The organism is Spirosoma aerophilum, assembly GCF_054782495.1.
This window is the reverse complement of record NZ_BAAGSJ010000004.1, coordinates 1036442-1060742: the sequence shown is the minus strand read 5'-3', so window position 1 is coordinate 1060742 and position 24301 is coordinate 1036442. Positions and strand designations below refer to the sequence as shown.

The 24301-nt window shown below is 53.5% G+C and carries 17 protein-coding genes; 12 read left to right on the top strand and 5 right to left on the bottom strand.

The window, feature by feature from the left end; translation table 11 throughout:
* Nucleotides 1-69 precede the first annotated feature (69 nt).
* The 5 genes from ACYVK4_RS06285 (at nucleotide 70) to ACYVK4_RS06265 (ending at nucleotide 8059) form a co-directional block, all read left to right on the top strand.
* Nucleotides 70-2451: a DUF11 domain-containing protein gene (locus ACYVK4_RS06285; protein WP_461126621.1), complete on the top strand. Its 2382-nt coding sequence runs from the start codon at nucleotides 70-72 to the stop codon at nucleotides 2449-2451.
* A gap of 139 nt (nucleotides 2452-2590) precedes the next feature.
* A complete protein-coding gene (locus ACYVK4_RS06280) occupies nucleotides 2591-5365 on the top strand; it encodes a DUF1553 domain-containing protein (protein WP_461126620.1) in 2775 nt (924 codons plus the stop codon).
* A 150-nt stretch (nucleotides 5366-5515) separates the two neighbouring features.
* Entirely contained in the window at nucleotides 5516-5878 is a 363-nt protein-coding gene (locus ACYVK4_RS06275; protein ID WP_461126619.1) for an endonuclease domain-containing protein, read from the top strand.
* Between the two features lie 163 nt (nucleotides 5879-6041).
* Nucleotides 6042-7544: a DUF1501 domain-containing protein gene (locus ACYVK4_RS06270; protein WP_461126618.1), complete on the top strand. Its 1503-nt coding sequence runs from the start codon at nucleotides 6042-6044 to the stop codon at nucleotides 7542-7544.
* Between the two features lie 125 nt (nucleotides 7545-7669).
* On the top strand, nucleotides 7670-8059 hold the full coding sequence (locus ACYVK4_RS06265; protein WP_461126617.1) for a DMT family transporter: 390 nt from the start codon (nucleotides 7670-7672) through the stop codon (nucleotides 8057-8059).
* A gap of 121 nt (nucleotides 8060-8180) precedes the next feature.
* Here ACYVK4_RS06265 and gatC read toward each other — a convergent pair whose 3' ends face one another.
* The 3 genes from gatC to purH form a co-directional block, all read right to left on the bottom strand.
* Nucleotides 8181-8468 (bottom strand): Asp-tRNA(Asn)/Glu-tRNA(Gln) amidotransferase subunit GatC, encoded by a 288-nt coding sequence (gene gatC, locus ACYVK4_RS06260; protein ID WP_461126616.1) that lies wholly within the window; start codon nucleotides 8466-8468, stop codon nucleotides 8181-8183.
* A gap of 43 nt (nucleotides 8469-8511) precedes the next feature.
* Entirely contained in the window at nucleotides 8512-9237 is a 726-nt protein-coding gene (locus tag ACYVK4_RS06255; protein WP_461126615.1) for a lysophospholipid acyltransferase family protein, read from the bottom strand.
* 116 nt (nucleotides 9238-9353) lie between these two features.
* Nucleotides 9354-10901, bottom strand: a complete 1548-nt coding sequence (gene purH, locus ACYVK4_RS06250; RefSeq protein ID WP_461126666.1) for a bifunctional phosphoribosylaminoimidazolecarboxamide formyltransferase/IMP cyclohydrolase — start codon at nucleotides 10899-10901, stop codon at nucleotides 9354-9356.
* Between the two features lie 161 nt (nucleotides 10902-11062).
* On the opposite strand from purH, the gene ACYVK4_RS06245 reads away from it, so the two are divergent.
* From ACYVK4_RS06245 to ACYVK4_RS06230, 4 genes are all read left to right on the top strand, one after another.
* Complete coding sequence (locus tag ACYVK4_RS06245; RefSeq protein WP_461126614.1) at nucleotides 11063-12598, top strand: lipopolysaccharide biosynthesis protein; 1536 nt, start codon at nucleotides 11063-11065, stop codon at nucleotides 12596-12598.
* Between the two features lie 288 nt (nucleotides 12599-12886).
* Nucleotides 12887-16450, top strand: coding sequence for a CRTAC1 family protein (locus ACYVK4_RS06240; RefSeq protein ID WP_461126613.1), 3564 nt, complete (start codon nucleotides 12887-12889; stop codon nucleotides 16448-16450).
* Between the two features lie 86 nt (nucleotides 16451-16536).
* A complete protein-coding gene (locus tag ACYVK4_RS06235; RefSeq protein ID WP_461126612.1) occupies nucleotides 16537-17802 on the top strand; it encodes a D-alanyl-D-alanine carboxypeptidase in 1266 nt (421 codons plus the stop codon).
* A gap of 116 nt (nucleotides 17803-17918) precedes the next feature.
* Nucleotides 17919-19019, top strand: a complete 1101-nt coding sequence (locus tag ACYVK4_RS06230; RefSeq protein ID WP_461126611.1) for a Fic family protein — start codon at nucleotides 17919-17921, stop codon at nucleotides 19017-19019.
* 215 nt (nucleotides 19020-19234) lie between these two features.
* Here ACYVK4_RS06230 and ACYVK4_RS06225 read toward each other — a convergent pair whose 3' ends face one another.
* Complete coding sequence (locus ACYVK4_RS06225; protein WP_461126610.1) at nucleotides 19235-19378, bottom strand: hypothetical protein; 144 nt, start codon at nucleotides 19376-19378, stop codon at nucleotides 19235-19237.
* A gap of 30 nt (nucleotides 19379-19408) precedes the next feature.
* Nucleotides 19409-20713 carry an APC family permease gene (locus ACYVK4_RS06220; protein WP_461126609.1) on the bottom strand — a complete coding sequence of 435 codons (1305 nt, stop codon included), beginning with the start codon at nucleotides 20711-20713 and terminating at the stop codon, nucleotides 19409-19411.
* Between the two features lie 361 nt (nucleotides 20714-21074).
* Here ACYVK4_RS06220 and crcB point away from each other — a divergent pair, with 361 nt between their 5' ends.
* From crcB to map, 3 genes are all read left to right on the top strand, one after another.
* A complete protein-coding gene (crcB, locus tag ACYVK4_RS06215; RefSeq protein ID WP_461126608.1) occupies nucleotides 21075-21452 on the top strand; it encodes a fluoride efflux transporter CrcB in 378 nt (125 codons plus the stop codon).
* 29 nt (nucleotides 21453-21481) lie between these two features.
* Nucleotides 21482-22900 (top strand): M14 family zinc carboxypeptidase, encoded by a 1419-nt coding sequence (locus ACYVK4_RS06210; protein WP_461126607.1) that lies wholly within the window; start codon nucleotides 21482-21484, stop codon nucleotides 22898-22900.
* A gap of 527 nt (nucleotides 22901-23427) precedes the next feature.
* Nucleotides 23428-24189 carry a type I methionyl aminopeptidase gene (gene map / locus ACYVK4_RS06205; protein WP_461126606.1) on the top strand — a complete coding sequence of 254 codons (762 nt, stop codon included), beginning with the start codon at nucleotides 23428-23430 and terminating at the stop codon, nucleotides 24187-24189.
* Nucleotides 24190-24301 lie beyond the last annotated feature (112 nt).

The following is a 24301-nucleotide window of genomic DNA, read 5'->3' as shown; positions in this document are numbered from 1 at the left end:
CTCATTAAATGAGTGATTATATTAAATATCTTTCATTTATTTTTGTGGCAATACAGTTACCCACCGTTCATGTTCAAATTTGTTAAATGGGCTGTTTGGCTCATTTTCTGGCCGTTGATGTCAAGGGCCCAGCTACAGGTGTCACATCCGATGGCGCGTCTGGTGGTGCAGCGTGGAGTGGATGGCACAGGCCGGCTCTACCTGTCGGGGCGTTTCACCGGTACTGTCGATCGGGTGGAGGCTCAATTGACGCCCGTTGCCACGGGGCAGGGTGTCGCTACCGGCTGGCAAACGGTACAATCGAATCCTGCCAATAATCTTTTTCTGGGCTACGTAACGGCCGCTGGCGGCTGGTATGTGCTCACCGTGCGAACACTGGTAGGGACCACCGTTATCGAGCAGGCCAGCGTTCAGCCCGTTGGTATCGGCGAAGTATTCATCACGGCCGGGCAGTCGAACTCACGGGGACTCAGTATTGGCGATAATGATCTGGGAACCAACACCGACCGCGTTAACGCCATCGACTCGATCAATCATTATTATCCACAGCCACCGGCTCAGCCTGCCCTCGTTTCGTCGGGCGATCCCATGCCCGTGCCCCGGTATAAAGCCCTTACAGCGGCCCGACGCATCTTCCCCATGGCCGAAAGCTCGTGGGGTTGGGGAGAACTGGGTGACTATATCGTGAATCGGTACAATGTTCCGGTAGCGTTTTATGTGGCGGGTTGGGATGCGTCGACGATCGACAACTGGTACAAGACGGCCAATGGCATTGCGGCCTGCAACATTTATTTCTGCTCCGGTGGCGACTGGCCCAATCTACAACCCTATACAAACCTCAGGAATGTGCTTCATTATTACGGGTCTATCGCCGGGGTCCGGGCTGTCTTATGGCACCAGGGGGAGGTTGAAGGGGATATTGCGGTGTCAACTATTCCAAATTATGCGAATCTGCTGCGGGCTGTCATTGCTAAATCGCGACAGGATTTTGGCGGTCGAAATGTTCCCTGGATGGTAGCCCGTGCGTCGTTCAATGGCCGAACCTCCGCGCCCGATGTGGTGGCCCAACAGGAGGCCGTCATTGCCACGTCCGGTTTAAGTGTATTTCAGGGGCCGTTGAATGATACGATCCTGAACCGGGGGGCGGGTGTTGTCGATGTTCACTTTCGAAACATCTCCCGTTTGGCCACCCATCCGCAATATTATCTGGGCAACAAACCCATTCCGGCCGACATGGGACTATCGCGGTTTGCCCGGAATTGGAACAATAGTATGAATGCGGCCTTTTTTCAGAATGCCCGGCCGGTTACACCAACGCAGTTCGCCGTAACCGGCAATCTGGCGGCCAACGTATCCCCCGGTGCCAGCTTATCCGTCACCTTCAGCACTTTGGGGACTTTCGGTGCTGATAACCAATGGCAGGTGCAGCTGCTGGATTCCCTCGGCCAGTTTATCACAACATTGGGAAGTGGCACTGCCAGCCCCATACTGGTAGCGCTGCCGGTTTCGCTGCAAAAGGGAAGCTTTCAAGTTCGGGTGATGGCGACCTCGCCAGCCATGCCCGCCGTTCCATCGAATCTGTTTCGGATAAACCGTCAGGCCGATGTAAGTCTGGCTATGAGCATCAATCAGCGGGTGCCTGCCGTAAACAGCCCCGTTACGGTTAGCCTCCTCGTTTATAACAGCGGGCCGGGCGTGGCCAGAGACGTCGTTGTTCGGAATCGGCTGCCCGCCAATCTGGCGTTTATGGCATCGGCTGACCTGTCTGTTTCCGGAACGGTATTGACCAGTAGCGCCTTCGACGTTCTTGCGGGGAGCACCCGTACACTTACCTATCAGGCACAGCCAACAGCAGCGGGCACCTATCAGAACGCGGCTGAGATTGCGCAGCTAACCACCATTGACCCCGATAGCCAGCCCAACTCGGGTACCGGCGATGGGCAGGACGACGCAGCCCAACTGGATTTTCGGACGTTTCCGACGAGTGCATCGGTGTTCACATCGCCCAATCCCAACCAGGTGCCTTTGCCTGCCGTTAGTAGCAATCAACCAACTCCCGACCCGACAAAGGCCGATGTGAGTCTGACAATGCGGACGAATACGCGTACACCGGCCGTTGGTGATATACTGTCGTACACGGTAACATTGACCAACAAAGGAGGCTTACCTGTAACGGGGTTGAGTACTGCGGTCTATTTGCCTGCTGGACAAACGTTTGTGCCGGGCGACGATTTTGCCTCATTGGGCGGAACGCTGATTGGCACTATAAACAGCCTGGCGGCTGGGAGCAGCTTTTCATTGCGGTTTCGTAGCCGGGCAACGGCTAGCGGACGAGGCATCTGCTACGCACAGGTAATAGCCGCTACCGAGCCCGATCCTGATTCAACGCCCAACAACGGCACGACAAACGGCGAAGATGATACCGCCCAAGCCGATGTACGTGTTCGCTAATTAGTGTTGCAGTTATCCATTCATAATGAATCGGTTAAAGCGTATCTTCGTTAAAAAATCAGCAACCTGAAAATAGTATAGTGACAAAATTCAAGGTTGTTGCTTTTAGTGGCAGGTAATGTCTTTGTGTCTGTGTTTTATGAAAATCAGGTGGATTCTGCTTAGTTCGGTGGGCATTGCGGTGGCTTTGGTGCTATCGTCGTTTCTCGGGTTTTTCGAGAAACGGGTGGATTATAATACCCAGATCAAACCGCTGCTCAACAAGAATTGCATTGTTTGTCATGGCGGGGTTAAAAAAGCGGCCAACTTCTCATTGCTTTTCAAACACGAAGCGCTGGCCCCGGCCAAGTCCGGCAAACTCGCTATCATTCCCGGCGATGCCGATGGCAGTGAGATGATTCGTCGCCTGACCCTCTCAGACCCCGACGAGCGCATGCCGTTGGACCACCCGGCCCTGAAACCCGACGAGATTGACCTGCTTCGAAAATGGATCGACCAGGGCGCTGAGTGGGGCGACCATTGGGCGTATTTGCCCGTTGAGAAACCCGATGTACCCCAGATTGGAACGTTCCTGAGCCGACTGGGCATTGCCGAAAATGACGAAACGAACTGGGCCAAAAATGAGATCGACCATTTTATTCTGGATAAACTCAAACAGGACGGCCTCAAACCCTCTCCCGAAGCCGATCGGGCCACGCTTATCCGGCGCGTATCCCTCGACCTGACGGGCTTGCCCCCAACGGAAAAAGAAGCCGCTGATTTTGTGGCGGATAAATCAGAAAATGCCTACGAAAAAGTCGTGGACCGGCTGCTGAAATCACCCGCCTATGGCGAGCGCTGGACGGGTATGTGGCTCGATCTGGCCCGCTATGCCGATACCAAAGGCTACGAACGCGACCCCGGCCGTAAAATATGGCGTTACCGCGACTGGCTGATCAAGGCATTTAACGAAGATAAACCCTTCGATCAGTTTACGGTGGAGCAACTGGCGGGTGATCTGCTGCCGAACCCTACCGACGATCAGCTCATCGCCACGGGTTTCCACCGCAACACCATGACCAACGACGAGGGCGGTACGCAGGACGAAGAGTTCCGGACGGCCGCCGTGATCGACCGGGTCAACACCACCTGGGATGTGTTTCAGGGAACGACCTTCGCCTGTATCCAATGCCATAGCCATCCCTACGACCCCTTCACGCACGACGAATATTACAAGTACCTCGCCTTCTTCAACAACACCCGCGATGAAGACGTAACGAGCGATACGCCAACGCTCCGGTTCTACAAACCTGCCGATTCGCTTAAGCTTGTCGATTTACAACGATACATCGCATCGGCTGTTCCCTCGCCCAAACAGGCACAGGCCACCGCGGCACAGGTTACGCATTTGCTGCGAACCGTCGAGCCCAAAATCAACTCGCACGATTTCGACCAGTATGTCAACGCGTCGCTGCTGGATGCCAAATATTTTGGTTTTCAGGACAAGGGAGCCTGCCGGATCAAGAACGTAACCCTCACCGGTCGCCCCCGTTTGTTGATCAGGTGGGGCACCAAAGCGACGAACGCCACGGTTACGCTGCGTCAGGACAAGCCGGACGGCCCGATTCTGGCCCAGATTCCGACACCTAAGCCGGGTAAAGATACCGTGCAGATGATTGCGCTGCCCGCCGTTCAGGGACGACATAATCTGTACTTATCGCTGAACAGCCCTGAAAAGCCTAAAGACTGGGTGCAGATAAAATGGGTGGCTTTTACGCCCGTTCTGCCCGGCCAACCGCAGAATGCCATCGGCGAAAAAGACAAACTGTTGCTGGAGTTGCTCAACGCCGATGCTGAACAAACGCCCATCATGCTCGACGGTTCGGGAGATTTAGTGCGTGAGACACACGTTTTCGAGCGGGGCAACTGGATGGTGAAAGGCAAGCGTGTTTTGCCGGATGTGCCGAAGTCATTTCCGGCTATGGACCCCAAACTACCCAAAAACCGGCTGGGCCTCGCCCGCTGGATGGTCAGTCGGGAGCATCCGCTAACGGCCCGGGTAGCAGTAAATCGCTTCTGGGAACAGTTGTTCGGTACGGGCATTGTCGAAACGGTAGAGGACATGGGTACGCAGGGTATTCAGCCAACGCACCGGGAATTGCTGGATTATCTGGCGGTTGACTTTATGGAATCCGACCAGTGGAGTGTTAAAAAACTTCTGAAGAAAATGGTGATGTCGGCTACCTATCGGCAGCAGTCCAGCGCGACGCCCGAGATGCTGGCGAAAGATCCGTTCAACAAACTTATGGCGCGCGGCCCACGCGTTCGGCTATCGGCCGAGGCTGTGCACGATCAGGCGCTGGCGGTAAGCAAGCTGCTGAGCCAGAAAATGTACGGCCCCAGCGTGATGCCCGTTCAGCCCGAGGGTATCTGGCAGTCGCCCTACGATGGCGAATCCTGGAAGCAAAGTACGGGTGAAGACCTGCACCGGCGTGCGCTGTACACCTACTGGAAACGAACCGCCCCCTATCCATCAATGGTTACTTTCGACAGTCCGAGCCGGGAGTTCTGCCAGCTCCGGCGATTGCGTACCAACACGCCCCTGCAGGCGCTGGTAACGCTCAACGACCCGGTGTATGTAGAGGCCGCCGAACACTTGGCCAGTTACATGCGTTCGCAGGGCCAAACGCCGGAGAAACAGATACAAGCCGGTTTTCGGCAGGTTATGTTGCGCGATTTGCCGTCTAAAAAGCTGGCCGTACTGGTGCGGCTGTACCAAACCGCCGAACAGTATTACCGGCAGAAGCCCGGCGAAGTGGACAAACTGCTGGACCGCCCCGGCGCTGATTGTTCCGCCGTTTCGCCCCAACTGGCCGCGTTGACCGTAACGGCCAACACGATGCTGAATCTGGATGAGGTGATCACGAAGGAGTAAAATTTTACCCCACGGCAGTGGCCGACCCCACCCCAACCCCTCCCGGAATGCCGGACCACCTTGAAAAAAGGGGAGGGGCTTTGCAGAGTGAGAAGGGTACCTTTTTCAGTTATACAGGCTTAAGAAAGCCATTGTAAGGAGAAGTTCTTTATGGGTCAGATTACACACAATCGTAAGGGGATGGAGGAGTACCGGCGGGAGCTGAGAAAGACGCCTACACCTGCAGAGGTATTGCTATGGGAACGGTTGCGGAGTAGTCAGTTGGACGGTCGGAAATTTCGGCGACAGCATAGTATCGGCGTGTATATTCTTGACTTCTATTGCCCAACTGAACGCCTTTGTGTTAAAGTGGATGGAAGCGTCCATAAAACAGCGGGGGCAACGGTCCATGACGAGATACGCGACGCTACCTTGGCGCAGTTGGATATAAAAACGCTGCGCATCAGTAACCGTGAGGTTGAGGAAGATATTGTAGCGGTGCTTCAAAGGATCAGAAACTGTTTTCAACGTTAACACAGTATTCAATAATGCTATTGTGAGTAAAGGTTGTAATGATTGATGACATAAGAGTCATCAATTGAAAAAACAGCAAAGCTCGTTTTAATAACCAAAACCCGCACATTCCCCCCTCCCCTTAAAAAAAGGGGAGGGGCCGGGGGTGGGGTAGCAACACAACATGAACAAACTCATTCAGGAACTCCGGCACGCTGCCGCTGAGCGCGAAACCCGGCGTCACTTTCTGCATACCTGCTCAACGGGGCTGGGTGCCATGGCCCTCAGTTCGGTGTTGGGGAGCTGCGGCTTTTTTGGGAAAGAGGACCCGCAGGCGAATGCCGTTGGGGCTGCGTCGCTGTCCGGTGAGCCGACGGCCCCGCACCCGTCGCAGTTTGTTCCCAAAGCCAAACGGATCATCTACATTCACATGGCGGGTTCGCCGAGCCAGCTGGAGTTGTTCGACTACAAGCCCGAACTGGCCAAATACAACGGAAAAGACTGTCCGCAGGCCTTGCTCGAAGGGAAGAAATTCGCCTTTATCCGGGGCACTCCCAAGATGCTGGGGCCGCAGGGGAAATTTGCCCAGCGAGGTCAATCGGGGGCGTGGGTGTCGGACTACCTACCCCATTTGCAGGGCGTAGTCGATGATATTTCGTTCCTGAAAGCCATGCATACCGACCAGTTCAACCACGCTCCGGCGCAGTTGCTCATGCATACCGGCAGCGCCCGATTGGGACGGCCCAGCCTGGGCTCGTGGGTAACCTACGGACTGGGAACGGAGAACGACAACTTACCCGGCTATATCGTGCTGGCATCGGGCGGTAAGCAGCCCGATGCGGGGAAATCGGTCTGGGGAAGTGGATTCCTGCCAACAGTTTATCAGGGCGTTCAGTGCCGCACCGATGGTGACCCGGTGCTGTATGCGTCCGACCCGTCGGGCATTAGCCGCGACATTCGGAAGCAGACTATCGACGCTATCAGTCAGATCAATCAGCAACAGTACGACGAGGTCAAAGACCCCGAAATTCTCACGCGCATTGCCCAGTATGAACTGGCTTTCCGTATGCAGATGTCGGTGCCCGATGCCATGGACATCAAGAGTGAGCCGCAGTATATGCTGGATAGTTACGGTGTCGACCCCAACAAGGGGTCTTTTGCCCGAAACTGCCTGCTGGCTCGGCGGCTGGTGGAACGTGGGGTTCGGTTTGTGCAACTCTTCGACTGGGGCTGGGATACCCACGGAACCAGCGCCGACGGTTCTGTCGATATTGGCCTGAAAGCCAAATGTAAAGAGTCAGATCAGGCCGTAGCCGCCTTGCTGAACGATTTAAAGCAGCGCGGTTTGCTGGACGATACGCTGGTGGTTTGGGGTGGGGAGTTTGGTCGGACGCCCATGCAGGAAAACCGCGACGGGCAAACGCTGCCGTTCATGGGCCGCGATCACCACCTCGAAGCATTCACGGTCTGGATGGCCGGGGGCGGGGTGAAAAAAGGATTCTCATTCGGCGAAACCGACGATATTGGGTATTATGGTGTGAAAGACAAAGTACATATTCACGACCTGCAGGCTACCATTTTGCATCTGCTCGGCTTCGACCATACCAAGCTGACCTATCAGTTTCAGGGTCGGCCATTCCGACTGACCGATGTGGCCGGAAAGGTTGTTAAACCGATTCTGGCGTAGCCGCTTAGACGTCTAATCGCTGGCGTAAACCGACTCGTAACAATTTCTTAATCATCTTGTTACAGGGAAAGGTTGCATTGGCGGGCGAAGACCCGCTTCCTTTGCGGCTGTAATCGCTGGGCCATATGAAAGGAACAATACTGTCCTGGGTGTATCTAACGGGTGCGGCCGCCTGCCAGATGGCATGGCTGTACGCGCTTAAATACATACAGTGGGATGGATTGAAAACCCTTCGCTGGACGACGTTCTACAAACCCGACGCCGGGCTTCCTATTTTGATTCCCTGGCTGGCATACATCGTCTTTGGCATCGTCAATACCGTCCTGCTGGCTATTTCCATGCGTACCATTCCTACCACGACAGCTTTTGCCGTCTGGATGGCGCTATCTCTGGTGTTTTTGAAAACGACGGATGTGCTCTGGCTAAAGACGAACTGGTCGTGGGCCGAACTTTTCTTCATTCTGCTTATTACCGTCGGCGTCATCGGCCTGAAAGTTGTCGGGCCGGTAGATTAATATTGGGTGGAGTGGTGGGGTTTTTGTGGTGTCGGGTCCTCAGACCCGACACCAATTGCTGACGCGAGCGTATCGGGTCTGAGGACCCGACACCACGATACAAACCGCGCCATAATTACCACTACTCCAACACTTTTGGCACTTCGAAGAATTGCTCGTCGTGTTGAGGAGCGTTGGACAGTGCCTTTTCGCGGGGGAGGTGATTGCCTGCTATATCCTCCCGCAACACGTTGGTTTCTGTCGACATATGTGTTAACGGCTCAATACCCGTGGTGTCAACTTCATTGAGCTGCTCCATCCAGGTCAGCACGCCGTTGAGGCTGTTCAGTAAAGCCGCTTCTTCGTCGGGTTGTACCTCCAGCCGGGCCAGGTGGGCAATTTTATGTAAAGTTTCGTGGTCTACTTTCATGAGCGAACGAGTAAAAGGGTGAATGAGCGAAAGCGTGAATGCCCTAAGCGGGTACTCTGGTCTTGCTCATCAACTCCGCATTTATGATTCGATAGGTTTCTTCTTTCAGCTGCTTCACATCGGCCTGCGTCATGCCGGTCGTTTCGATGGGGGAGTGAACAACGGCCCGCAGCGGATGCCAGTGAAAACGAACGGGGCTCCGATCCGGCAATATCAGATAGTTATCCAGCAGCGTCACCGGCACAATCGGTACCTGCTGTTGAATCGCCATCGTGAACGCGCCATCCTTAAATGGTACCATCAGGGGTGGTTCCTGCGCCCGAATACCGCCCTCGGGGAAGATCATAATGCTACGGCCCGATGCCAGCGTCCGGATGGACTTCGCCAGTGAATACGCCCGGCTATTGGGCTGGTCCCGGTCGACCTGCACGTGCAGCTTCGCGAACATATAGCCCAACAGGGGGATGTTTTTTACGTCGCTTTTGCCGACAAAGGCGTAATAGTTGTTCAGAATGACGCCCATGACGGCTATGTCCAGATACGAAAAGTGATTGGCACAAAACACATACGTCTGGCTGGGATCGGGGTGAAAGCGACGGTCCACGCGAACCGGCATCCCGATGCCCCAAAAAAACAGCCTGCCCCAGATCGCGTTGATCTTGTGGGCCAGCGGTTTCCAGCTCTCGCGTTGCAGAAACACAAACTGGATCGGAAACAGCACCAGGTATAACGTAACAAGATACGTAGCGCACCAGATTGTGTAGAGCATATCTGAACTCGGATTTATGTGATTTTTCTGACTGACTGTGATTCAAATCTGCCACTTTTAGTGAAAGTTTAAAAAATCATAGTCGGTCAAATAAATCACATAAATCCCGGTTAAGGTTAGTGTTTAAAATGCCTCACCCCCGTCGTTACCATGGCCAGACCGTGCTGGTTGCAGTAGTCGATAGAATCCTGGTCGCGGATGGAGCCGCCGGGCTGAACGACCGCCGTAATGCCCGCATTGCCGGCGATTTCAACGCAGTCGGGGAAGGGGAAAAACGCGTCAGACGCCATTACCGACCCGTTCAGATCAAAGCCGAACGAATGGGCTTTCTCAATGGCCTGCCGAAGCGCATCCACGCGCGACGTTTGCCCCACGCCACTGGCCAGTAACTGGCCTTCTTTAGCCAGAACAATGGTGTTTGACTTCGTGTGCTTACACACCTTCAGGGCAAACTCCAGGGCCCGGACTTCACTATCGGTCGGCGCTTTGTCGGTAACTGTTTTGAACTGGCTGGCGGTTTCCGTCTGGTTGTCTTTATCCTGTTCCAGAACGCCGTTCAGGATGGTCTTGAACATGACCGAAGGCAGTTCTACCGCGTTGCGCTTCAATAAAATCCGGTTCTTCTTTGACTTCAGCAGCGTCAGGGCTTCCGGCGTATAGTCGGGTGCGATCAGGATTTCCATGAACAGCTTGTTCAGCTCTTCGGCGGTTTCCAGATCGACGGTGGCCGTTGTGATGACGACCCCGCCAAACGCCGAGACCGGATCGCAGGCGAGGGCGTTCAGGTACGCTTCTTTAGCGGTCGGGGCGGTGGCAATACCGCAGGCGTTGGTGTGCTTGATGATGGCAAACGCTTTCTCCTCCGTATCCGTAAACTCATCAATCAGGCTCACGCAGGCATCTACATCGACCAGGTTGTTGTACGACAGTTCTTTCCCATGCAGCTTATCGAACATGGCTTCCAGATCACCGTAGAACGTTGCCTGCTGGTGCGGGTTTTCGCCATACCGAAGGTGACTGGCGGGCATTGTTCTAAAATCATAAACCGTACCGGTGGCATCGGCTTTAGGCGCTTGTTCCCCGGCAAAATAGGCCTGAATAGCCGTATCGTATTGCGAGGTGACGGCGAAGGCTTTACCGGCATACTGACGGCGGTCGGCCAGATCGGTCGTGCCGTTTTTCTCGGTCAGCAGCTTCACCACATCGCCATATTGGCTCCGCGAGGAAACGATCAGCACGTCGTTGTAATTTTTGGCAGCTGCCCGAATGAGCGAAATGCCGCCGATGTCGATTTTCTCGATGATGTCTTCATCCGACGCACCCGACGCCACCGTTTCTTCAAAGGGATACAGATCAACCACCACCAGATCGATGGGTGGGATGCGATGCCGCTCCGCCTGCGCCAAATCTTCGGGCATTTCCCGACGGTACAGAATACCGCCCATCACGGCCGGGTGCAGCGTTTTAACCCGTCCGCCAAAAATGGATGGATAACCCGTGAGGTCTTCAACGGCCGTAACCGGAATACCCAGTTGTTCGATAAATGCCTGAGTGCCGCCCGTCGAATATAGCTTGACGTTCTGTTCGTGTAAGCGTCGGACCAGGGGTTCGAGACCGTCTTTATAAAAAACGGAAATCAGCGCGGAGGAGATTTTAAGAGACATGGACATGGCCGGAAGCAACCCCGGCTGTTTCATTGGATAAGTAGCAATTTTCGCGAAACCGCCGGAAGCCTGTTTCGACCTAAGGTGCAAAGATAACCAAAGGTCTTAACTTTGTCAGCCCGGTGGCCTGAAAGCCGAAACCAGAAGGTGGGTATTTCTACATGAGTACGTTCAAAAAATTAGCGAGTGATACCGCACTGTATGGTGTCAGTACAATTCTGGGTCGTTTACTCAACTACGCCCTGCTCCCCATCCAGACCTACGCCTTCGTCAAACCGGCCGCTATGGCATCCAACGTCGAGTTTTACAGCTGGATTGGCGTTCTGCTGGTTGTTTATACCCTCGGGCTCGAAACGGCATTTTTTCGGTTTATGGCCCGCTCCAAAGACCAGCCTGCTGCCGAAAAGAGCCGGATTTTTAATCAGTCGCTCAGCATTGTCGTTACCATTAGTGTTCTCTCAACGATTTTACTGTTCAGTCTGGCCACTGAGATAACCCAGTGGCTCAATTACCCCGGTCAGGAGCGGTTTGTGCAGTGGTCTGCATTGCTGGTCGCAATCGACTCCATCGTGGCGATTCCGTTTGCGCGGCTTCGGGTCGAAAACCGGGCGAAAGAGTTTGTCTGGGCTAAAATTTCGAATATTCTGATCGTCGTTGCCCTGAACGTCTTTTTCATCGTACTGGCCAAAGACATTTACGAAGGCAAGTATCTGGCCGCCCTGCAACCCATCGCCAACTTTATTTACAAACCATCCATCGGACCGGGCTACATCTTTCTGTCGAACCTGATCGGCAACGCGCTGTATTTTATCATCATCCGAAAAGCCTTTGCCGGGTTCCGGTTTCAGTGGGACAGTACGCAGAGCCGGGCGCTTATCGTGTATGCCTTCCCCATCATGCTCACCAACCTGGCGAGTGTGCTGAATACCCTCACAGACCGGCTGTTTCTCCGCCATTTCCTGCCGCCCGATTTTTACCCGGGTCTTTCACCCGAAGCGGTGCTGGGTATTTACGGCAGCTGTCTGAAGCTATCGGTGTTTATGGCGCTGGCGATTCAGTCGTTCAAATTTGCCGCCGATCCTTTCTTTTTCTCCCAGGCTGAAGATAAAAATGCCCCCGGTTTACTGGCAACGGTTACAAAGTGGTTTATTATCGTCTGCGTGGTGATTTGGGTCGGCGTCAGCCTGAATCTGGATGTACTGGGCCAGTTGTTTCTGCGGTCGAAAGCCTATCGGGTGGGGCTCGACATTGTGCCGCTGCTGTTGCTGGGAAACTTATTTTTAGGTGTTTACTACAACATTTCGTTCTGGTTCAAACTGAGCGACAAAACCTATTATGGTACGCTGATCACGGTGGTCGGCGTGGTCGTTACCATTGTCCTGAACCTGGTGCTGATTCCGATGATCGGCTATATGGGTTGCGCCGTTGCTTTCCTCCTGTCAAGTTTTGTGATGATGGCGATGTGCTACCTGCTGGGCGAGAAATACTATCCCGTTCCTTATCATGTCGGATCGGCAATGGGGTATATTGTAGGGGCCGGGCTGCTCATCTGGGCATGCTGGCAGTTTCCCATTGCCAATCTGTGGGTGGCTGTACCCGTTCATATGGCGTTGTTTGTCTTATTTGTCGCCGTCATGTTGTTCGCCGAGCGGAATACCCTTCAGCCAATGGTGGCCCGATTTCGAAAACGGAAATAGGCGGGGTATTTCTGTGATGTCAGGTTCTTAAGCCTGACACGTTAGGTTTCTTAAAACCTAGTGATTGTTGTTACCGAGGTTTTGAGAATCGCAGCCGGTACGCCGGGGCGGGCGCACCGTCCTCACTCGTCAGGTTTGAGAATCTGACGTCACAGCAAATACTAAAGCCACAGAAATTAGCCTCCCCCTTCATTAAAAACGCTCCTTTTGTAATTTTGGGGATTATTTATAGGTAAATTTGGGGATAAACTGGATAGTCTGCCACCGTAAAACGGCACATTAGTATTCATGAAATCATCTCTTCGAAACAGCGGTTGGATAGTGCCCGTCGCGTTTCTGTTTTTACTGACTGGCTGCCGCGAGAAGCCTCTTTTTGAGCGGCTCAATTCCTCAGATACCGGAATCACCTTCGCCAATAACATCACCGACAGCGATACGCTTAATATTCTGAATTACCAGTACATCTACAACGGTGGGGGTGTGGGCGTTGGGGATTTTAACGGCGATCAGAAACCGGACGTCTTTTTCGCGGGAAATCAGGTATCGAACCGGTTGTATATCAATGAGACCGACACGGGCGAGAGCCTTCATTTTAAAGATGTTACCCAGGCTGCTGGCGTTGGCGGCAATGGCCGCTGGTGTTCGGGTGTGTCGGTTGTGGATATAAATGCCGACGGAAAACTGGACGTGTACATCTCGACGACGCTCCACAAAAAAGCGGCTAACCGAACGAACCTGCTGTATGTCAACCAGGGAAATGACAGCGATGGGGCACCGAAATTCCGGGAAATGGCGGCTGATTATGGCGTTGCCGATACGACCTATACGACTCATTCTGCCTTTTTTGACTACGACAACGACGGCGACCTGGACCTGTTTGTGCTGGTCGATCAGATTGACGACCCCAGGAACCCGACTAACCTGCGGACGCGGGTCAACGACGGAACATCGCCCAACATCGACCACCTGTACCGGAACGATTTCGATTCCACCCGTGGGCATGCCTACTTCACCGATGTGACCCTAAAAGCGGGTATACTGGCCGAAGGCTACGGCCTGGGCGTGAACATCTGCGACATTAACCGCGATGGCTGGAAGGACATTTACGTCACCAACGACTTCGCCAGTAGTGATGTGCTGTATGTGAACAACCACGATGGAACGTTTACGAACCGGGCGCGCGAGTCATTCAAGCACACCAGCTCGTCGGCGATGGGGAACGATGTGGCGGATATCAATGGCGATGGGCTGGCCGATATTATTGTGATGGATATGCTGCCCGAAGACAACCTCCGTAAAAAAAGCCTGATGGGCCCCAGCAACTATTTCTCCTATCAGGAATGGGATCGGATGGGGTACGAACACCAGTACGCCCGCAATACCCTGCAGCTGAATCAGGGAGTACGGCCCGTAGACACATCGAAAGTCGGCATGCCGGTTTTCAGCGAGGTAAGTATGCTGTCGGGTGTGGCCGAAACGGAATGGAGCTGGTCGCCGTTGCTGGCCGATTTCGATCAGGATGGCTACCGGGATTTGCTGGTGACCAACGGTTTCCCCCGCGACATTACCGACCGCGACTTCACAAACTACTATAGTTCGGTGAACACTTACCTGACCGACGCACTTCGGAAAGAGCTGACAGAGAAGATGCCGAGGGTGAAAGTAAGTGATTACGCTTACCGTAACCGGGGCGACGCTACCTTCGAGAACGTCACCGACCTCTGGGGCATGGGTGAGCCGAATTTTGCCAATGGTGCCGCCTATGCTGATTTCGACGGCGATGGCGACCTCGATTATGTCGTCAACAACATCGACGATGAAGCGTTCGTGTACCGGAATACGCTGGTCGATAAAAATTCTGAAAAGCACTATCTGCGGATTCAGTTTCAGGGCGATGGCGCCAACCCCATGGGCCTTGGCGCAACCGTCGAGTACGACTTGCCCGATGGCCGTAAAGAGTTTTACGAACATACGCTGTACCGTGGTTTCCTGTCGAGTGTTGACCCCGTGGCGCACTTTGGGTTAGGGAAGAACAAGACCATCAAAAACCTGAAAGTGAACTGGCCCGGCGGTCGGGTGCAGATCCTGCCCAACGTCAACGCCGACCAGACGCTCACGCTCAAAGCGACCGAGGCAAAACCCGGCGAAGCCAACGAAATAGTTGCTGCTCCTGCCCGGCTGCTGAAAGATATTACCGCCGATCTGGGCCTGACCTACAAGCACGAGGAGAATGACATTATTGATTTCAACGCCCAGAAAACGCTGCTGCATAAACTCACCGAATATGGTCCGGCGCTGGCCGTGGGTGATGTAAATGGCGATGGGCTGGCCGATATGGTAGTGGGCGGTAGCTCTAAATACGCAACGGAATTGCTGCTGCAACAACCCTCGGGCCGCTTCGTGCTGAAACCGATGCCCACCAAACTCTCGGAAGATGCCGGGTTGCTGCTGTTCGATGCTGATGCCGATGGCGACCTCGATTTGTATGCCGCCAGCGGAAGCCCGGAATTTGCGCCTGAGCAGATGAAAGAGACCATGCGCCACCGGCTTTACGTGAACGATGGGAAAGGCAACTTTACCCTCGCGCCCAATGCGTTGCCCGACTTCCGGGTAAACGGCTCCTGCGTAAAAGCCGGCGATTTCGACAAAGACGGCGACCTCGATCTGTTCGTTGGTGGGCGGGTTGAACCGTATAAATATCCGAAGGGCGTGCCGAGTTATATCCTGCGGAATGATCGGTCTGCCGTCGCGGGTCAGAAGGGAGGTCCGAAATTTACGGATGTCACAGCGCAGGTAGCGCCAACGCTGACGAAAGAAGGTTTGACCTGCGATGCGCTCTGGACCGACTACGATAACGATGGCTATGTTGACCTGATGCTGGCCAGCGAGTGGGCACCCGTGACCATGCTTCACAACGTGAAAGGCACCTTGCAGCCCCTCGAAAAAAGTGGTCTGAACGATAAACTTGGCTTTTGGAACTCGATAACCCCCGGCGATTTCGACAACGATGGCGACATTGATTATCTGGCCGGCAACATGGGTATGAACACCTTGCTACGCGCCACGACCGAACGCCCGGTGCGCATCTATGCCGGGGACTTCGATAACAACGGCTTCTATGATGCCTTTCCAACGGTCTATTTCAAAAATGCCAAAGGGCAGTTTGAAGAGTACCCGTATTTCGGATGGGACGATATGGTGAAGCAGATGATTGGCATCAAAAAACGGTATGTAAAGTACGCGCCCTTTGGCGAAGCCACCATTAGCCAGATTCTGACCGACGAGGAACGCGCTCAGGCCCTGAAGCTTACGGCTAACTACATGATGAGCAGTTACATCGAAAACAAAGGCAATGGGAAGTTTGCCGTGCGGCCCCTTCCGGTCATGGCCCAAACGGCCCCACTTTTCGGTATGCTGGCGCAGGATGTTGACGGCGATGGGAATCTGGATGCCGTGCTGGTCGGTAATGAACACGGCAGTGATCTGGTCGCCGGGCGCATGGATGCTTTCAACGGCCTTGTGCTCAAAGGCGATGGGAAAGGGAATTTCAAGCCACTTCCCCTTGCCCAGTCCGGGTTCTTCGCGCCGGGCAACGCCAAAGCTCTGGTTAGCCTGCCCGATGCAAACGGTCATCCGCTTCTGGCCGTCACCGAAAATCGGGGACCGCTGCGTCTGTTCGCCGTGCAGCAACCGCAGACGTTCACGCCGGTCGATGCCGCCACAACAATGGTTATGGTACGGTTGAAAAACGGTCAGACCCGTCGGCAGGAGGTGCCGTTCGGTACGTCGTTCTACGGGCAGTCAGCACGGGGCGTGTGGTTGCTGCCGGGTGAGCAGATTGTGAAGAAATAAGCTTTTTTATCCGGGCCAAGCTCCAGCCTGGCCCGGGTTCTTCATTCTGGTATATAAGGCCAGGCTGGAGCTTGGCCCGGACAGGTATGAGATCATTCTTACCCCTTATTCTTTTCCTGACAATCATTGGTTGTTCACCCGCCCGGCGTATCAGTCGTGAACTGCGGACCCGTCCCACCTATACCGACCATTTTACGGGTGTAGCCCTGTATGACCCCGGTCAAAAGCGGACGTTGATTCAGCATAATGCCGATCAACCGTTTACGCCCGCGTCGAATACCAAACTGTTCAGCTTTTATGCGGGTCTGCTTTCCCTTCGCGACTCGCTGCCCGCTCTGCGCTACATCGTTCGAAATGATTCGCTGATTTTCTGGGGAACGGGTAACCCATTGCTCCTGCACCCGGATCTACCCGATACGACGGCGCTGGCTTTCCTGCGGAATCGGCCGGAGCGGTTGTTTTTCTCTCCTGCCAACTATACCGGTCCCCGTTTTGGTCCGGGTTGGGCCTGGGATGACTACAATGACGACTACTCGCCCGAACTGGCCCCGCTGCCCATTTACGGCAACGTCGCGCGCTTTTCGGCTGGTAAAGTAAGCCCCGCCCGCTTTGCCGACAGTACACGCACCCTGGCTGATGGGCCGAGTGGTGTGCATCGAAGTGAATTTGGAAACCAGTTTGTTCAATTGAAAAATGACAAAGCCAAACGACAGGATGTACCCTTTCGATGGTCGGGTGAGTTGGCCGCTCAGTTGCTGGCTGATACGCTTCATCGGCCGGTTGGCGTTGTGAACATACCCCCTGCTGCAAACGCCCGGCTGTTGCGGGGCTCGCCGACCGATTCGCTTTACAAACGGATGCTCTACGTGAGCGATAATCAGTTTGCCGAGCAAGTCCTGTTCATGGCCTCCGCCGAACACATTGCCGGGCCGCTTACGCCACTGACCGAACTTCGCCGAACGGCCGATAGCCTTCTGCATACAACTACGTTCGCAGGTTCAGCCCGTTGGGTCGATGGGTCGGGGTTGTCGCGCTATAACCTGTTTACGCCCAATGTGCTGATTGATTTACTTGGCCGGATTTATGCCAAAGTGCCTCAGCAACGGTTATTCGCCCTGCTGCCAGCCGCCGGGCAGTCGGGTACGCTAAAGAGCCTGGATATGAACGGGAAGCCGTACGTATTCGCTAAGTCCGGCTCCATGACCGGCGTGTATAACCTGAGCGGCTATGTGCTCACGAAACGGAACAAGCTGATGTACTTCAGTATCATGCACAACAATTTTACACAATCCGTGAGCGAAATGCGCCGACGAACCGCTGAGTTGCTGAAGGAAATTCATGAGCGATTTTGACTTATAACTGTTGGATGCGCTGATTAGCTGGTTTAATCTCCGCAAAATATGCGGAGATTAAGATTGATTCTACTGTATATTCTTTATATTCACCGCATAATATGCGGTGAATAGGTATGTATATTTATAAACGAAAAGGCTGGCCTGCGTTCAAATGGGATCAGGACAGACTGATCAATCTGTTGGCAAGGGTTCGTCATAAGCAGGGAAAACTGATTGGTCGGATGATCGGGCTGGGTTTTTCCTTACAGGAAGAAGCCAGCTTTCAAAACTTAACGCTCGACGTACTAAAAACCAGCGAAATTGAAGGGGAGATATTGAATCCGGACCAGGTCCGCTCATCCATTGCCCGCCGATTGGGGATTGATATCGTTGGCCTTATTCCTGTCGACCGTGAGGTCGAAGGCATCGTAGACATGCTTCTCGATGCCACTCAAAATTATGTAGCTCCATTAACGAAAGACCGTTTATTCAACTGGCACGCGGCTTTATTTCCAACAGGTCGCAGCGGTATGCACCCGATTACTGTAGCGAATTGGCGTACGCCATCGGCAGGCCCAATGCAGGTCGTATCTGGAGCGATGGGCCGGGAGCAGATTCATTTTCAGGCACCTGATGCGGATGAACTTGAGCGCGAAATGAGCCTCTTCCTGGACTGGTTCAATCGTGAAGTCGTTATCGACCCAGTAATGAAAGCGGCCATAGCTCATCTGTGGTTCGTTACAATTCACCCATTTGACGATGGAAATGGCCGGATAGCCCGTACTATCGCTGATATGCAATTGACCCGGGCTGATGGAAGCCCGCAGCGATTCTACAGTATGTCGGCGCAAATCCGTAAAGAGCGAAACGCTTACTACTCCATACTTGAACGAACCCAAAAAGGCGATCTGGACATTACCGACTGGCTGGAGTGGTTTCTCAACTGTCTGGATCGAGCGTTGTCGGAAACAGAAAACATATTGGTTGGCGTTCTGAGAAAAACGCGCTATTGGGAGTGGTTTGCCACGAAAACCATCAATGAACGCCAACGGCTTCTGCTCAATAAATTGCTGGATGGATTTGATGGGAAACTGACCTCTTCCAAGTGGGCAAAAATTGCAAAATGCTCACAGGATACGGCTCTGCGCGATATTCAGCAGCTAATAGACCAGTCTATACTGATCAAAGAAGAATCTGGCGGACGGAGTACCAGTTATGTACTGACTGAGGTTTAAGTACAGTGGTTTACAAGGAAATAAAATACGTCAATGAACCTCTGTGCGCTTGGCTGTAATACCGGGTCTTCATGGTTAAAATTTCCGGTTGTTCGCAAAGTCGACAGCGTTGTACAGATCTGATCTTACTCACGGCTCAGCTATTATCAAGTTATACATAGCTAAATGCGGTGATTAGCGTAGTTATTCTCCGCAAAATATGCGGAGAATAAGGCCTAATTCGTCTCTTTCTTCTTTTCCAGTTCCATCGAATACGACTTTTGATCGCACGGCATCACCGCGCCCGTTGCCACGTCGATACCCCAGCTCAGAATGTCAAACAGGTTGAGTACACTGACGGCGTTAAACCCTTTAGTCAAATCGAAGGGGCTCAGTTGGTATCCGTCGAATTACTTTTTTATGAACAAGTACACCGGGTAACTAACGGCAATAAAGCCCAGCGCATACATGCTGCTCGAGAAATCGCCGATGACTACGCCAAACAGAAAGGCCAGCGAGGCAATAAGCAGTGTCCAGGTTGAAAAAGGGTAGCCCCAGGCGTGGACGGGACGGGCAAGTTCTGGCTCAGTCTGGCGCAGGCGAATCAGAGCCGCAAAAGCCGACGCGTAACAGAGCACGAAAAAGAAGGTGGCAATGTCGGAGAGTTTGCTGTAGGTGTTGGTCAGAATCATTACGATAGAGGCACCCGCCGTCAGCAGCGTTGCGTTTAGCGGGGTACCGCCCGAATTGACCTGGGTGACAAAACGAAAGAAGAGTCCGTCGCGGCCCATCGCAAAAATAACGCGTGGGTTAAACATGATCTGGGCATTGATAATGCCCATGATGGAAATCATCAGCAGGAAGGTAACGACCTGTGCACTGCCCGGCCCGAACAGCACCTGTACGGCATCGGCTGCCGGAAGCTTTGTTCCCGCCAGTGCCGATACGGGTAGCACGTAAAGCAGGGCCAGATTGACAAGTACGTAAATGCCGATGATCAGCAGCACCCCGCTAATCATGGAGCGGGGGAGGTTCCGGCTTGGGTCAACGTCCTCTTCGGTAAAATAAGCGGCTGTGTGCCAGCCATCGTAGGTATAAAAAACGGCTTGCAACGCTGCCAGCACACCCAGCCAAACGCCCCCTTCGGCCAGCGGTCGTATGGTTTCGGCAGTGGCGGCAACCGGCTGGTCGGGTTTGACGACGAAGCAAACAACGACGAACACCAGTAAACCAACGCCCTTCAGCACACTCATAACTTCCTGCGCCCGGCTCGCCAGTCGTACGCCAATCGAGTGAAACGCCACAAAAGCGGCCAGAATACTAATGGCGATACTCTTTTGATAATCGACCATCGAAGGCGCCATGAGGCTGATGTATTCGCTCATAACAGCGGCCCCGAACGCCATAGCCGACACGCTGCCAAGCCAGCTGCTGATGCCGATGATGAAACCCGCATAATTACCGAACGCCCGCCGGGCATATACATACCAGCCTCCCGCCTTGGGCAGCATCGTGCCCAGTTCCATGACCGAGAGCGACCCCGCCAGCGCATACACACCCACAATCAACCAGACGACAATGATCAGAACCGGGTTGCCGATGTCCTGCGCAATGGGGCCGGGCTTTCGCAAAATGCCGGTACCGATGGTGCCGCCAATCGTAACGGCCACGCCGAAACCGACGCCTAATAATTTTTTGAGTTGATTTTGGGCCATAGTCGGGCGGTGGGAGCAGGGTTTCTGACTGGGGTATTTTACAATGATAGCGAAAAAAACGGCCCATCTGTGATTCTAATGGCCGTTCCGCCGTTCGGCATTGCCGTTTTTCGTAAGTTTGGTTTTTGGTCCTTAATGCCGGCCGTCCCGGTCGGGCGGCTACTTGTCTACTTTAATCGTTTGCCTGTTGGGTCCGGGCCAGGCGCTGGCTTGGCCGTCGAATGGAGAAGTCAAGGGCAAAGCCAGCGCCTGGCCCGAACAAAATCCTGAATTTTTGCTCAGGTTTTAATTTGGAAGAGTACTAGTTGCCAATTGCTTTACACCCGACCGTCCCGGTCGGTACTACATGAGATCTTTGCTAATGCATCCGTACGTACTGGTTTTTGTGGGCGGTGGGGCCGGGAGCCTGCTTCGGTACGCTACCGGCAAGCTCATTCCGGCCACGCTGCTGGGGGCGTCTTTCCCAACGGCTATTCTGGCCGTTAATGTAATCGCCAGTTTTGTGCTGGGTGCGGTGATGGGCTGGGTCCTGAGCCGGGCCACGGGCGAAGATATGCGGCTGCTGATTGGCGTTGGCTTTTGCGGAGGGCTCAGCACCTTTTCCAGTTTTAGTAATGATACCGTTGTGCTCCTGCAAAGTAACCGGCCGGGAGCCGCTCTTATGAATATCGGTCTTAATGTAACCCTGTGTTTACTGGCTTCGGCTGGCGGGCTCTGGCTTGGACAAAAAACAGCATGAAGCTACCCGTCTTTCTCCCTTTATTTCTAATGATCTCAACTCACTTGCTCGCTCAGGAAGATGCCCGCCGGCTGCACGACGCTCACGATACGTACAAGGAAAAAGCCTTTACCCACCGGCGATTCAAACATGCCGAGATGGTCCCCGTCATACAGGCCGTTGGGCAACCCCTGTCGGTGAGCCAGGTGGGCGAGTCGCTGGAGAAACGGGCTATTTACCAGGTCAAAGCCGGAACGGGCGTAACGAAGGTGTTGCTCTGGAGCCAGATGCACGGCGACGAAGCCACGGCGACAATGGCGTTGTTCGATATTTTCAATTTCTTTCAGGCAAAAGACGATGGGTTCGACGCCTTTCGTCAGACCATTCTGGAGAAAACAACTCTCTATTTTGTTCCGATGCTCAATCCCGACGGGGCTGAGCGTTTTCAGCGCCGGACAGCCACGGATATCGACATGAACCGGGATGCGCTGCGGCTGCAAACGCCCGAAGGCGTCCTGCTGAAACAGATGCAGCAGACGCTCAAGCCACTTGTCGGGTTTAACCTCCACGACCAGAATCCGCGCTATGGGGTGGGCAAAACCGGTAAACAGGCGGTGGTGTCATTTCTGGCCACAGCCTACGACCAGGACCGCAACATCAACGATGTACGCCAGCGATCCATGCAGCTCATTACGGGCATGAACCGCGTGTTGCAGCAGTTTATACCGGGCCAGGTGGCGCGTTACGACGACGAGTTTGAACCCAGAGCGTTCGGTGATAACATCCAGAAATGGGGCACCACGCTGATTCTGATCGAATCGGGCGGGTTTAAGGGTGATTCGGAGAAGATGACGATACGGCGGTTGAATTTCGTCGCGATTCTGTCGGCGTTGAAATCCATTGCCGACGGGTCGTACCGGCAGGAGGGTGTTGCCGAATATCAGGCCATTCCCGAAAATGGTCGGGCCCTGTTCGATGTGCTTGTTCGCAACGCGACCATTGTGCGTAAAGGCCGACCGGTGATGGTCGATGTGGGTATTAATTACAGCGAGGTGAGTGATAAGGACGCCAGAGTATTTCAGTACAAAAGCAGCATCGAAGACATTGGCGATTTGTCTACCTTTCATGGGCTGGACGAAATTGACGCCACCGGCCTGACCCTCGTTCCGGCGAAAACCTATGCGGATGTACTCGACTCAGCAGCCGATCTGGATAAACTTGATTTGCCCGCCCTCCGGCGCGACGGCATTGTGCTGTTCCGGGTCAGACAGAAAAACGGGGATCGTTTTCCCGACCAGCCGGTTCATTTGCTCCGTGAGGGCGACGCTCCGGCGCAGCCGCTCAAACTGGAACAGATTCCAACCTTTCTCTTGATGAAGGGCAAGCAGATAAAGTACACGTTTGTCAATGGATTCTGGCAGGAGAAGCGCGAAGGCATCAACAGCCCACAAAATGGGGTGGTCGACTAAACTTGTTGGCTGCTGTAAACGCAGGGTTTTCTTTTCGAAAAGAAGGGGATCGCGGATGATGCCGATTGGACGGATTTCTACCGATAAAAAGGTCGAGCACATGTTTTGTCCGTGAAAATCCGTTCCATCTGTGTCATCCGCGATCCCCTTTCAGTCATCATTGAATGAATCCCTTTTTATAAAGAGCCCGGCTGCTGGATACCAGATATAACGTTAGCGTAATCATGACATAATATTGATATAATACGGAGCGGCTACCTTTACAAGGTATTTGATCGCCTGCAAGCGGCAAGTAAAGTTCTTATATTGGTGTCGCCGGAAAGGCCAGTGCATTGCGCTGGCTTTTTTCTTTTCCAGGCAAGCTACTCATCGGCTTATCTTAAAATGTTCTGGTTGAACATGTGTCGATTCTTGTTCTATATTGCTTCAAATAACGGTTCCGTTGAATGGTAAGCCTGTTGTGAACGTTAAAACGGGTGATTGCGGGCTACTAAACCGTTTGATTATATAATCAGAGCCATAACGTTATGTCATTAAAATCTGAAGAGGATTTGATAGGAATGCAGCAGATCAGCCAAATTGTTGGCTTGACTCTAAAGCGCATGCAGCAATATGCCCGGCCGGGGATGTCGACGTTTGAACTGGATCAATACGGTCGACAACTGCTGGAAGAGCAGGGCGCCCGTTCGGCACCGAAGTTAACGTATGGCTTTCCGGGCTGGACCTGTATCAGTTTGAATGAGGAAGTCTGCCACGGCATACCGTCGGCAAACCGGCTTCTGCAGGAAGGAGATTTGGTCAATATTGATGTGTCGGCCGAACTGAATGGCTACTGGTCAGACAATGGAGGCTCCTTCGTACTGGGGCAGGATATTCATCAGCATGGTGCTTTAGTGGACGCTTCGAAGCGAATTCTGGCCAAAGCGATCAGTCATATCCGAGGGGGTGTGCAACTGGCTGAAATTGGCCGCTTGATCGAAACGGAAGCCCGGCGAAGTGGCTATCGAGTCATTAAAAATCTTGCCGGACACGGAATAGGCCGGAGCCTGCATGAAGAACCCCATGAAATTTTATGCTACTATGATCGGTTCAATAAAACCCGTTTCAAAAAGCATTCGGTTGTGGCGATCGAAACATTTTTATCCACCAAAGCCACGTATGCTCACGAAAAAGGAGACGGCTGGACATTGATTGCCAAAGACAGCTTTGCCGTACAGCATGAGCAAACGATTATCGTTACCGATAAGCAGCCGATCATTTTGACAGCCGCGAACCAGTTATGGAATTGACATCTCGGAGGTTGCCATCGAGTTCTTTCGGTTCATCCGTCAGAGCTTTCCTGAGATGATAATTTTGCAATAGGTAAAGCTTATTGTGTAAAAAAAAAGGTGGATGCGGTTG